The sequence below is a fragment of the Pseudomonadota bacterium genome (genome assembly GCA_037200975.1).
In the GTDB taxonomy this organism is placed as follows: domain Bacteria; phylum Pseudomonadota; class Gammaproteobacteria; order Steroidobacterales; family Steroidobacteraceae; genus CADEED01.
Map to the genome: position 1 here is coordinate 2273984 of JBBCGI010000001.1, position 12194 is coordinate 2286177.

Consider the following 12194-nt stretch of genomic DNA (forward strand, 5'->3'; position numbering starts at 1 on the left):
TGTTACTCCTGGCCCATCGCGGCTCGCAGCGCGAGCGCCACCCGTGCTTGCCCGGGAAAATACTCCCATTCGAAGGCATGCGGGTATGGGGTGTCCCAGCCGGCGACGCGCTGGATGGGTGCCTCGAGATACCAGAAACATTCTTCCTGGATGCTGGCCGACAGCTCCGCGCCGAAGCCGGAAAAACGCGTGGCTTCGTGGGCCACGACACAGCGCCCGGTCTTCTTGACGGAGCTGCAGATCGGGTCGAGATCGAGCGGCGACATCGTGCGCACGTCGATGATTTCGGCGTCGATGCCGAGCTTCTTGGCCGCGGCCTCGCAGACGTACACCATCGTGCCGTAGGTGACGATGGTCACCTGCTCACCGGAACGCACGATCTCGCACTTGCCGATCGGCACCTTGTAGTGCCCCTCGGGCACCTCGCCCTTCGCGTGCGTGGTCCACGGAATAGCCGGCTTGTTAGGGTCGCCGTCGAACGGGCCGTTGTAGATGCGCTTGGGTTCGAAAAAGATGATCGGGTCGTCGTCTTCGATCGCCGCGATCAACAGGCCCTTGGCGTCGTACGGATTGCTAGGCATCACCACTTTCACACCGCAGATGTGGGTGAAGATGGCCTCCGGGCTTTGCGAGTGCGTCTGCCCGCCGCGGATGCCGCCGCCGCAGGGCGCGCGGATGACGACCGGCGAGGAGAAATCTCCGGCACTGCGGTACCGGATGCGCGCCAGCTCGCTCGCGATCTGGTCGACCGCCGGGTAGATATAATCGGCGAACTGTATCTCGGCGACCGGCTTCAATCCATTCACCGCCATGCCGATCGCGGTGGCGACGATGCCGCCTTCGGAGATCGGCGAATCGAGCACGCGGTGCTCGCCGTATTTGCGCTGCAAGCCATCGGTGACGCGGAACACGCCGCCGAAGTAGCCCACATCTTCGCCCATCACGACCACCGACGGGTCGCGCGCCATCATCACGTCCATGGCGGAGTTGAGCGCCTGGATCATGTTCATCTGTGCCATTCAGTCCACCTTCGCGGCGAGACCGAGCTCGGCATTGAGTTTGATTTCCTCGGCGAGCTGCTCGCTCTGCCGGCGCAGGTTTTCGGGGAAGTCCTTGTAGACGTCCTCGAACATGAGGTGGCGGTCGAGGCGCGGACCTTCGTTCAGCGCGCCGAACTGCACGGCTTCCTTCCAGGCCGTGACCACCTGAGCGTCGAGCTCGGCGTGCAGATCCTTGTGCTGCTTCTCGCTCCACTCGCCGCGCGCGATCAGGTGGTTCTTCAGTCTATCTACCGGGTCGCCGAGCGGCCAGTGTTCGTAGTCGTCCTTGGGGCGATAACGCGTCGGGTCGTCGCTGGTCGAGTGCGCGGAGGCGCGGTAGGTCACGAGCTCGATGAGTGTCGGCCCGCCGCCGGTGCGCGCGCGTTGCGCGGCCCACTGCGTGACGGCGTACACGGCCAGGAAATCGTTGCCGTCGACGCGGATGCCCGCGATGCCGTAACCCGGGCCACGCGCAGCGAACGAACGTTGCTCGCCGCCGGCCGTTCCCTGGAACGTCGAGATGGCCCACTGGTTGTTGACGATGTTCATGATCACCGGCGCCTGGTGGACGGCGGCGAAGATGATGCCGTGGTGGAAATCCGCCTCGGCGCTCGAGCCTTCGCCGATCCAGGTGCAGGCGATGTGATCCTCGTTGCGGATCGCGGCGGCCATGGCCCAACCCACGGCCTGCGGGAACTGGGTAGTTAGATTGCCGGAGATCGAGAAGATGCGGCCGGCGTTCCAGTGGTACATGACCGGCAATTGCCGGCCCTTGCACATGTCGCGCGTGTTGGAGAGCAACTGGCACATGAGGTCGACCAGCGGCTTGCCGCGCACCATGTAGATGCCCTGCTGCCGGTACGACGGGAACAACATGTCGCCGGGCTGCAGCGCCATGGCCTGCGCGACCGCGACGGCCTCCTCGCCGTACGAACGCATATAGAAGGAGATCTTTCCCTGGCGTTGCGTACGCTGCATGCGGTCATCGAAGATGCGTGTCAGCAGCATGTGGCGCAGGCCGACTTGCAGATCCTCGGGTTCGAGCCACGGATTCCACGGGCCGACGGCCTCGTGTTTGTCGTCGAGCACGCGCACCAGGCCGACGGACACTTCTTCCATGTCGCGGGCGCGGGCGTTGACGTCGGGCTTGTTGATGGCGCCGGCGGGAGATAGCTCGACGTACGAAAAGTCGGGCTTGTCCCCGGGCCGAGTGGGGGGTTGCGGAACGTGAAGTCTTGGCATGAGGCGGATGATACTCGGCTCGACCTTGCTGGCGAATCGAGGGCATTCCGGGCGCGGTTGCGCCGCGGTTCCTGAGCGGCCCGGAACGCGGGCGGCGTGGGTCAGGTCGGTTTGAAGACCATCAGGAACAGTGCGACGAGGGGAGCGCCCGTCGCTACCGCGCCCCAGATTTTCCAGGAGCGGGACAGGGCTTCGTATTCGGTCTCGTTCCAGGCGCCGGCGATGCCGGCGCGAACGTTGGCTAACAACTTCTTCTGCAGCGGCGCGACAAAGAAGGAGAACGCGGCGCCGGAAATGCCGAACAGCACCAGCGACCAGCCGATCCACTTCGTCGTGAGCAGTGGATAGTCCATCAGCCAGGCGAGTATCACGCCGGTCGCGATGATGAGGATGACGCCCGGCGTCGTGAACCAGCGATCGCTGGCGATGATCCCGTCCAGCGCCTGCGCGCGGGCACGCAGCTCGCCGGTCCGGTCGGCGTGAAATTTCCAGAACACGCCGGTGATGATGTTGCCGAGGAACAGCACGACGCTGACGATGTGCAGCGATTTGACCAGTAGATAGAGCATCAGCCGGCCTCGCGCTTCAACCAGTGGATGAGACCGGCCGCGTTGAGCTCGAAGTCCTTGCCGAGAAGCGCATCGATCGCGTCGGCGCTCAGCTGGCAGCCGTGTTCGCGCAGCGATTCGTGCGAGCGCTGGCGCAGCTCGAATTTCAGGCGCCGATCGTCGAGCCCGCAACGGCGCGCGATCTTCACGAACTCGTCGATGGCGTCGTACATGTCGTTGGCCAGGCGCGCGCAGTCGCCGACTTCGCTGTAGTGAGTCAGGTACAACTTGCGCGGCTTGAACTGCATGAGCCGCACGATGGAAGCCTTGAGCTGCGCCGGATCGAACTGCGTGGGGGTGGTGGTGGGCGTGATCCACGGCCCGCGCGCGGTATCGAATTCGCGATAGGAGAGCCCGAAGGTGTCGCCGGTGAAGATGCCGGTCGTGTCCCGATCGACGATCGCCTGGTGATGCAGCGCGTGACCGGGTGTGTGCACGCACTCGAAGGCGCGGCCGGCGAGCTCGAAAAGCTGCCCGTCGGTGGTTGCGACCACCCGCTCGCGCGCGATCGGGAGAATCTCGCCATACAACTTCTCGTGCAGCTCGTGCCCATAGACGGCCCGGGTGCCGGCGATGAGTTTTGCGGGGTGGATCATGTGCGGCGCGCCGCGCGGGTGCACCACGCAGACCGCATTCGGCAACGCCTGCATCAACGCACCGGCGCCCCCGGCGTGATCGAGATGCACGTGTGTGAGGAACAGCAGCTCCACCGCGTCGGGCGCGACCCCGAGCTTTTCGAGCGCGGCGAGTATCAGCGGAACGGCCGTGTTGGGGCCGGTATCGATGATGGCCGCACGTCCGTTAACGGCCACGACGTGCGAGGCGTCCATCTGCGGGCGCACGTATTCGGTGTCGACGGCGGTGATGCCATCGGCGAATGACGTGAGACGTGGCATGACGGCATTCATGGCTTACGGCAACATAGCAGCATGAGACGTAACTTTCTGCTGGCGATTGGAACCTGCATTTTCATACAACTCGCATCGGGCGCGCACGCCGCGATCGAGGAACGCGGCAACCTGGTGCTCGACAACATTCCACCGGTCGAAACACCTCTAACAGCCAAGTTAGACGATTACATGAACGCGCGCGGCGCGACCTTCGTCGACTGGCTACCCGACGGCGGCATGTTGATAGCCACGCGCTTCGGGGACACCGAGCAATTGCACCGGGTTGCACAACCATTGGGCATGCGCGAGCAACTCACCTTTTCGCGCGAGCCCGTGTCGTCCGCGCGGTCGCCGCAATCGGCGGTGGCGCCCGGCTTCGTGTTCCTGCGCGACATCGGCGGCAACGAGATGTCGCAGGTCTTCTACTACGACGTCAATACCCGCGCCGTGCACATGATCAGCGACGGCAAGGGGCTGCATGGCGGCCTGCGCTGGAGCCATGACGGCCGCCGCGTGGCCTTTCACGGCACCGGCCGCGATGGCGTGAGTTACGACCTGTTCGTGGCGGAGCCGGCTAACAACGTGCCGCCGCGCCTCGTCTACAACGGCTTCCAGAAGGAATGGTCGGTGGCGGACTGGTCGCCCGACGACAGCAAGCTGCTCATCACCAACTTCGTCTCGGCGAACGAATCGCACCTGTACGTGATGGACCTCGCGACCGCGGCTTTGACGCCAGTCGGCGAGGGCAAGGGCGTCGCCAGCGTTTCGGGCGCGCGTTTCACGGCCGACGGCCGCGGCGTCTATCTGATCACCAACCGTGACAGCGAGTTCGAACAACTCAAACGCATCGATCTCGCCACCGGCGTGGCCGAAAACCTCACCGGCCACATCCCCTGGGATATCGAAGACTTCGCGCGCAGCGACGACGGCCGCTATCTCGCCTGGGTCGCCAACGTCGATGGCGTCAGCCGCCTGACCGTGGTGAACGTTGCGGCGCGTACCGAGAGCCTGCCGCCGCTGCCCGACGGCCGGATCGGCCGCATCGCTTTCGATCGCACCGGCAAACGTCTGGCATTGTCGCTGGAAAATGCGCAATCGCCGCGCGATGTGTTCGTGCTCGAAGTCGAGCGCAATGCACTGGTCCGGTATACGAAGAGCGAGGTCGGGCCGAACGATCCGCTGCAGTACTCACCCGCCGAACTGGTGCGATATCCGACCTTCGATCGCGAGCGCGGCAAGTTCCGCGAGATTCCCGCGTTCATCGTGCGCCCGTCCACGCCGGGTCCGCATCCGGTGCTCATCGACATCCATGGCGGGCCCGAATCGCAGGCCATTCCGAGCTTCAATCCGTTCACCCAGTTCCTGGTGCGCGAGATGGGCTTCGTGGTCATCACGCCGAACGTGCGCGGCTCGACCGGCTACGGCAAGACCTACATGAATCTCGACGACGGCGAGGACCGTGAGGATTCGGTCAAGGACATCGGCGCGCTGCTGGTCTGGGTCGGCCTGCAGAAGGACCTGGACGCGAAGAAAGTCTTCGTCTCGGGCGGTTCTTACGGCGGCTACATGTCGCTCGCGACGATGGCGAACTTCGGCGACCGGCTGCGCGGCGGCATCGACGTGGTCGGCATCTCGAATTTCGTCACCTTCCTCGAGAACACCTCCGCGTACCGGCGCGACCTGCGCCGCGCCGAATACGGCGACGAACGGCTGCCGCGCATGCGCGCCTATCTACAGCGGATTTCGCCGCTCACCAACGCGGCCAGGATAAACAAGCCGATGCTGGTGGTGCAGGGGCTCAACGACCCACGCGTCCCGGCGACCGAATCCCAGCAGATGGTGGCGAAGATCCGTGCGCGCGGCGGCGAGGTCTGGTATCTGGCGGCCAAGGACGAAGGCCACGGGTTCAGGAAGAAGTCGAACCGCGACTTCTATCAGAAGACGATCGTGACGTTCCTGGAGAAGCAGCTCGCCGCGCCCAAGTAGCGGCGAGGATAGTTAGTGCGCGGGACCCGAATCGGCCGAGAAGAAGAAACGCTTCTTCGGCAGGGTCTGGAGGCCGGGGGTCTTGCTGGAGTAGTACTCCGCCACCGCGACGATGTCTTCCAGCGTGAGCGTCGCCGCCATGCCCGCCATGATGGCGTTCTTGCGCCCGCCCTTCTGGTAGTCGTGCAACGCGCGCTCGATGTAGTCCGTGTGCTGTCCGGCGAGCGTCGGGTAATCGGCGGTAATGCCGACGCCGTTGGTGCCGTGGCAGGCGAGGCAGGTCTCGGTCGCCTTCGGGCGCCGGTCGGCCGGCACGTCGTTGGTCGACTTGGTCAACACGTCGGGGCCGGCGAAGTACACCGCGATGTCCGCCATGTCCTGCTCGCTCATGGATGCCGCCTGCGCGTGCATCGTGCCGTGGGAACGTTCGCCGCTCTTGTAGGCCTTGAGCGCCGCGAGCAGGTATTCGGGCCGCTGGCCGTGCACCTTGGGCACCGAATAAGTGGGGTAGACGTTCTTGTAGTTAGGAATGGCGTGACAGCCCTGGCAGGTGTAGGCCAGGTCGTGGCCACGCTTGGCATCTCCGACGGGCGCCTGCGCCTGCGCGAGCGGCGCGAGGAAAGCGGCGGCGGTGAGGGTCAGCGAGACGACGAGCGAAGTACGCAATGCCATGACGGATGTAAGCCTTTGAGCTCTCAAAAACAGGTCGCGATATTAAGGACTTGGGCGCTCAATTGCCACCGGGCACAATCCCGGCGCGCGGGGCGCGCAGAGGTCGACGATTGATAACACTCATTCAGCGTGTCAGCCAGGCAGCCGTCACGGTGCAAGGCCGCGTAGTGGGCAGCATTGAGCGGGGCATCCTTGCGCTCGTCGGCATCGAGCGCGGCGACGACCTGGCGCGCGGCGAATGCCTGCTCGAGCGCGTGCTGACCTACCGGATCTTCGAGGACGACGGCGGGCGCATGAATCTTTCGCTCACCGATGTCGGCGGCGGGCTGCTGCTGGTGCCGCAGTTCACGCTCGCGGCGGACACCCACAAGGGAACTCGCCCCGGGTTCAGCACGGCCGAACCTCCGGAGCTCGCGCGCCTGCTGTTCGAGAAAGTCGTGGCCGCCGCGCGTGCCCGTCATGCGCAGGTCGCGACGGGTGAATTCGGCGCACACATGCAGGTGGCGCTGGTGAACGACGGGCCGGTCACCTTCTGGCTGCGATCTCCCCTGCAAACTGCCCAGGAATGACAAAGACTTAACAGTCCTGCGCAGTGCGTGATGGGAGTCTCGCCCCGGGCCGAACTTTCTTAGGTTTGGGGCCTCTGTTGACTTATCATTCCGGCAGTTTTTCGAGGGGCCGCGCGCCCCCCACAGGAGCGGCTCATGGGCATCGGTTTTAGAGAATTACTCGTCATCCTCGTGATCGTGCTGCTCGTGTTCGGCGCCAAGAAACTGAAGACGATCGGCTCGGATCTGGGCTCCGCGGTGCGCGGGTTCAAGAAGTCGATGAGCGACGGCGACGCCGAGGAATCCGTCAAGCAGCTCAAGGCGGACGCCGAGTTTCCCGACCCCGCGAAGTCAGAAGCGGAGAAGAGCGAGCACAAGGCGTGATCCGCGGCGCCTCGCGCCGAGATCTCCATGTTTGAGGTTGGATTTTCAGAACTGCTGCTGATCTTCGCGATCGCGCTGGTGGTGCTGGGCCCGCAGAAGCTGCCCAAACTCGCCCAGCAGGTCGGTCGCTGGGTTGGCCGCGCGCGCGCGATGGCGCGCCAGTTCCGCGAACAGCTGGAAGAAGAGGCGTCGAACCTCGAGAGCAAGTTCGACGTCGACCCCGGCATCGACACCTCGCTCGATCCGAAACCCAAACCCGCGACGCCGGCGACTCCTGCCGCGGCTCCCGCCGCCGCACTGCCCGCCGCCGCGGTCGCGACGCCTGAACCGGAAGAGGAGTTCTATCCGCCGGATCACCACATGCACCCCTCGCAGCGCGCCGCCGATCCGGATCCGTACGCTGGCCCGGCCGCGGCGCCCACGCCGGCGCCCGCCGAGGAAGGCGGCACGCAGAGCGAACTCGACCTGACTACCCCGGACCAGAAGTCGCCGTGAGCGACGAGAAGAAAAGCGAGGAGCTGGCGGAAGGCACGTTGATGTCGCATCTGCTCGAGCTGCGCGACCGGCTCATGAAGGCGATGCTGGCAATCCTGCTGCTGTTCCTGCCATGCGCGTATTTCGCCAACGACCTGTTCACGCTGATCGCGCAACCGCTGGTCGACAAACTACCCAAGGGCAGCACGCTCATCTCGACGACCGTGGTCGGCCCGTTCATGACGCCGTTCAAGGTGTCGTTCTACGTGGCGCTGTTCGCGGCGATGCCGGTGGTGATTTACCAGATCTGGGCCTTCGTCGCGCCCGGCCTGTACCGGCGCGAGAAACGTTTCGCGGTGCCGCTGCTGGTGTCTTCGGTGCTGCTGTTCTACATCGGCGTGTTGTTCGCCTACTACGCCGTGTTCCCCGTGATGTTCAACTTCTTCGTCGGCACCGTGCCGATCGCCGTGAAGTACCAGCCCGACATGGCGAGTTACCTCGATTTCGTGCTGATGATGTTCTTCGCGTTCGGCGTGGCCTTCGAGGTCCCGGTCGCGGTGGTGCTGCTGGTGCTCACGGGCATCGCGAAGGTGGAAAAGCTGGCCGCGAATCGCGGTTACGTGCTGATCGGCATTTTCGTGGTGGCGGCCTTCCTCACGCCGCCCGATGCGATTTCACAATGCACGATGGCCATCCCGATGTACCTGCTCTACGAGGGCGGGCTGGTGATGGCGCGCATCATGCAGAAGATGCGCCGCGAAGCCGCGGAAGCGGCCGAGAAGGAAGAAGCCGGGGCGAGTTGATCGCACGCCGGTTCGTTGGCGCTGTAAATAAAGCCACCCGGAAAGCCCTGGCAGCGCTGTTCCCTTGATTCGTGCGCCTTGCTGGCGCGGGCAGCCATAGGTCAGACTCGGCGCCATCGCGGCGCAACAGCGCCTACAAAATTCGGGGCACATAAGAATGAACGATCCGAACTCGACGACCATCGTGTCGCCGGACTACAGCCGCAGTTTCTTCGGACATCCGCGCGGCCTCGCGACTCTCTTCATGACCGAGTTCTTCGAGCGCTTCACCTATTACGGGTTGCGCACGATGCTCGTGTTGTTCCTCGCCGCTTCGACCACCGCGGCGAATCCGGGCTACGGCGTCGACAATGAAACCGCCGGCGCGGTGTACGCATTGTTCGCCGGCTGCGCCTACCTGGTCACGGTGCCCGGCGGCTGGATAGCCGATCGGCTGATCGGCCAGCGCAATGCGGTTTTCATCGGTGGCGTCTTCATCACCATCGGCAACTTCATCTGCGCGATCCCCGCGACGCCCGCGGTGTTCTACGGCGGCCTCGCCTTCACGGTGCTCGGCATCGGCCTGTTGAAACCGAACGTCTCGAGCGTCGTCGGTGCGTTGTATGAAGGCCAGCCCGGCGCGCGGCGCGACGCGGGTTTCTCGATCTTCTACATGGGCATCAATCTCGGCGCGGCGCTCGGGCCGATCATTGCTGCCGGCCTCGGCGAAGACATCAACTGGCGTCTCGGCTTCGGCATCTGCGGCGTCGCGATGATCATCGGCCTCATCCAGTTCAAGCTGACGGAAAAATATCTGGGAACGTCCGGGCTGGCTCCGCTGGTGCCGCCCGAACAACGCAAGCGCACCTGGATCATGGTGGCGGCCGTGTTCGTGCTGGCGCTGATCGGCGCGGCGACCTTGTTCCTCGGTGAGAACGTGCCTTCCGAGAAATCGCTGGCCCAGGGCCTGTTCGTCGCGGAGGTGGCGCTGGCGGTCGCGTTCTTCGGTTACGTATTGTTGTTTGGCGGGCTGGATACCGCCGACAAGAAACGCGTCGGCGTCATCATCATCTTCTTCCTGTGTGCGGCCCTCTTCTGGGGCGGCTTCGAGCAGCAGGCGACGACCTTCAACATCTTCGCGCTCGACTTCACGGATCGCTCGTTCCTCGGCCGCTTCTACAACGAGGGCATGCATCCGGCCGCGTACTACCAGGCCATCAATCCGATCGGCATCATCCTGTTCGCGCCGTTCTTCGCGTGGATCTGGGTGGCGCTGGGCGCGCGCAACCTGGATCCGTCCGCGCCGTTCAAGATGGGCTTCGGACTCTTGATGCTGGGCTTCGGGTTCCTGATCATGATGTTCGCCGCACAGCTGGTGGTCTCCACCGATGGCAAGGTCGGCCCGCAGTGGCTGTTCATGGCTTACCTCATCCATACGTTCGGCGAGTTGTGCCTCTCCCCGGTCGGTCTCTCCAACGTGACCAAACTGTCGCCGCCGAAATTCGTCAGCCGCATGATGGGCACGTGGTTCCTCGGCGCCGCGATCGGCAACACGGTCGCGGGACTGGTGGGCGGGCACACCGCCTCACTCACCAAGTCCGAATTGCCGCACCAGTTCTGGATCATGACCCTGATCGGCGGCGGCGCCGGCGTGGTGATCATGTTGTTCGCCGGCACCCTGCGCGGCTGGATTGGAGACCGCAAATGAGCACCGCTAACTACCTGCGCGGCGCGGCCGCGATCGCCGTGGCCGTCGGCGCCGCTTTCACGCTCACCGCCTGCCCCGGCCCGGGGCCCAAGCCGCCGCCGAAGAAGAACGACCCCAACGGCTTCGTGGCCAGGGTCAATCAGGAACTGGTCGACATCAATCGCGAGAGCAACGCCGCGGGCTGGACGATGGCCACCGACATCACGGTGGACACGCAGTTCCTCAATTCGAAGGCCACCGACCGGTATCTCGAGTTCTACAGCCGCAAGGCCGGCGAAGCGAAGGTGTTTGACGGGGACAAGCTCGATCCGTCGACGGAGCGCGCGCTCAAGCTGATCAAGATTGCGGCCAGCGCGCCGGCGCCGGCCGACGCCGCGAAACGCTCGGAGCTCGCGACGCTCTCGACCGAGCTCGAGGCGATGTACGGCGAGGGCAAGTACTGCCCGCCCGGGTCCAACAAAGATGGCAAGGGCGAAGGCTGCAAGAACCTCGACGAGCTGTCCGACATCATCGCCACCAGCCGCAATTACCAGGAGCTGACCGACGCCTGGGTGCAATGGCACACCATCTCGAAGCCGATGCGCGCGAAATACGAGCGCTTCGTCGAGTTGTCGAACGAGGGTGCGAAGGAGCTGGGTTTCGCGGACGTCGGTGACATGTGGCGTTCGAAGTACGACATGCCCGCGGCGGATTTCGAGAAAGAGGCCGCGCGGCTGTACGGCCAGGTGCAGCCGCTGTACGAAGGCCTGCACTGCTACGCGCGCAAACGCCTCGCGCAGAAGTACGGCAAGGACAAGGTGCCCGAGGGCAAACCGATCCCCGCGCAGTTGTTAGGCAACATGTGGGCGCAGCAGTGGAACCGCGTGTACGACGACCTGCTCAAGCCGTATCCGGCCGTCAAGATCGAATCGGCCGACCGTTACCTGCAGGCGCAGAAGTGGGACGCGGTGCGCATGACGAAGTCCGCGGAGAGCTTCTACACCTCGATCGGATTCCCGGCGCTGCCGCAGACCTTCTGGGAGCGCTCGATGCTGGTACGCCCGCGCGATCGCGAAGTGCAGTGCCACGCCAGCGCCTGGGACATGGACGACAAGGACGACGTGCGCATCAAGATGTGCATGAAGCCGATCGAAGAGGATCTCTTCACCATCTACCACGAGCTCGGCCACGTCTATTACTACATCTGGTACAAGGACCAGCCGCAGCTGTTCCAGGACGGCGCGCACGACGGCTTCCATGAAGCGATCGGCGATACCGTGAATCTTTCGGTGACGCCGGCCTATCTACGCCAGATCGGCCTCGCGGGCCCGGTGCCGCCGTCGAAGGAAGCCGTCATCAATCAGCAGATGAAGATGGCGCTCGACAAGGTCGCGTTCCTGCCGTTCGGCAAACTCATCGACGAGTGGCGCTGGGGCGTGTTCGACGGCCGCATCAAGCCGTCCGAATACAACAAGGCCTGGTGGGACCTGCGCGAGAAGTATCAGGGCGTCTCGCGTCCGGTGCCGGGCAGCGAAGAGGACTTCGATCCGGGCGCGAAGTACCACGTACCTGGCAACACCTCGTATACGCGTTATTTCCTGTCGTTCATCGTGCAGTTCCAGTTCCACAAGGCGTTGTGCGAAGCCGCGGGCTTCAAGGGCCCGCTGTCGGAATGCTCGATCTTCGGCAGCAAGGCGGCCGGCGAGAAATATGCGGCCATGCTCAAGCTCGGCGCGAGCCAGCCCTGGCAGGATTCGCTCGAGCAGCTGACGGGTACACGCACGATGGATGCTTCCGCGATCATGGAATACTTCCAGCCGCTCGAAGGGTGGCTGGCGGAGCAGAACAAGGGCGAAACCTGCGGCTGGGACCGGGAGTAGA

Annotated in this window: 12 protein-coding genes; 7 read left to right on the forward strand and 5 right to left on the reverse strand. The window is 64.4% G+C overall.

The window, feature by feature from the left end; translation table 11 throughout:
• Positions 1-2: 2 nt before the first annotated feature.
• From WDO72_10135 to WDO72_10150, 4 genes are all read right to left on the reverse strand, one after another.
• Positions 3-1019 (reverse strand): alpha-ketoacid dehydrogenase subunit beta, encoded by a 1017-nt coding sequence (locus WDO72_10135; protein ID MEJ0086032.1) that lies wholly within the window; start codon positions 1017-1019, stop codon positions 3-5.
• On the reverse strand, positions 1020-2294 hold the full coding sequence (locus tag WDO72_10140; GenBank protein ID MEJ0086033.1) for a thiamine pyrophosphate-dependent enzyme: 1275 nt from the start codon (positions 2292-2294) through the stop codon (positions 1020-1022).
• A gap of 89 nt (positions 2295-2383) precedes the next feature.
• Entirely contained in the window at positions 2384-2851 is a 468-nt protein-coding gene (locus WDO72_10145; GenBank protein ID MEJ0086034.1) for a DUF2269 family protein, read from the reverse strand.
• The gene (locus tag WDO72_10150) at positions 2851-3786 is read right to left on the reverse strand and encodes an MBL fold metallo-hydrolase (GenBank protein MEJ0086035.1); all 936 of its coding nucleotides are present in this window, start codon (positions 3784-3786) and stop codon (positions 2851-2853) included. The genes WDO72_10145 and WDO72_10150 overlap by 1 nt, the downstream gene beginning before the upstream one ends.
• A 33-nt stretch (positions 3787-3819) precedes the next feature.
• On the opposite strand from WDO72_10150, the gene WDO72_10155 reads away from it, so the two are divergent.
• Entirely contained in the window at positions 3820-5766 is a 1947-nt protein-coding gene (locus WDO72_10155; GenBank protein ID MEJ0086036.1) for a prolyl oligopeptidase family serine peptidase, read from the forward strand.
• Between the two features lie 12 nt (positions 5767-5778).
• Here the strand turns inward: WDO72_10155 and WDO72_10160 are convergent, their stop codons facing one another.
• Positions 5779-6438, reverse strand: a complete 660-nt coding sequence (locus tag WDO72_10160; GenBank protein MEJ0086037.1) for a c-type cytochrome — start codon at positions 6436-6438, stop codon at positions 5779-5781.
• A gap of 110 nt (positions 6439-6548) precedes the next feature.
• On the opposite strand from WDO72_10160, the gene dtd reads away from it, so the two are divergent.
• From dtd to WDO72_10190, 6 genes are all read left to right on the forward strand, one after another.
• Positions 6549-7007: a D-aminoacyl-tRNA deacylase gene (gene dtd, locus WDO72_10165; GenBank protein MEJ0086038.1), complete on the forward strand. Its 459-nt coding sequence runs from the start codon at positions 6549-6551 to the stop codon at positions 7005-7007.
• A gap of 135 nt (positions 7008-7142) precedes the next feature.
• Positions 7143-7370: a twin-arginine translocase TatA/TatE family subunit gene (tatA, locus tag WDO72_10170; GenBank protein MEJ0086039.1), complete on the forward strand. Its 228-nt coding sequence runs from the start codon at positions 7143-7145 to the stop codon at positions 7368-7370.
• Positions 7371-7397: 27 nt separating this feature from the next.
• Positions 7398-7865 carry a Sec-independent protein translocase protein TatB gene (tatB, locus tag WDO72_10175; protein ID MEJ0086040.1) on the forward strand — a complete coding sequence of 156 codons (468 nt, stop codon included), beginning with the start codon at positions 7398-7400 and terminating at the stop codon, positions 7863-7865.
• The gene (tatC, locus tag WDO72_10180; protein ID MEJ0086041.1) at positions 7862-8647 is read left to right on the forward strand and encodes a twin-arginine translocase subunit TatC; all 786 of its coding nucleotides are present in this window, start codon (positions 7862-7864) and stop codon (positions 8645-8647) included. The genes tatB and tatC overlap by 4 nt, the downstream gene beginning before the upstream one ends.
• Positions 8648-8804: 157 nt before the next feature.
• Positions 8805-10334 carry a peptide MFS transporter gene (locus tag WDO72_10185; protein MEJ0086042.1) on the forward strand — a complete coding sequence of 510 codons (1530 nt, stop codon included), beginning with the start codon at positions 8805-8807 and terminating at the stop codon, positions 10332-10334.
• The gene (locus tag WDO72_10190) at positions 10331-12193 is read left to right on the forward strand and encodes a M2 family metallopeptidase (protein MEJ0086043.1); all 1863 of its coding nucleotides are present in this window, start codon (positions 10331-10333) and stop codon (positions 12191-12193) included. Before WDO72_10185 ends, WDO72_10190 begins: the two co-directional genes overlap by 4 nt.
• Position 12194 lies beyond the last annotated feature (1 nt).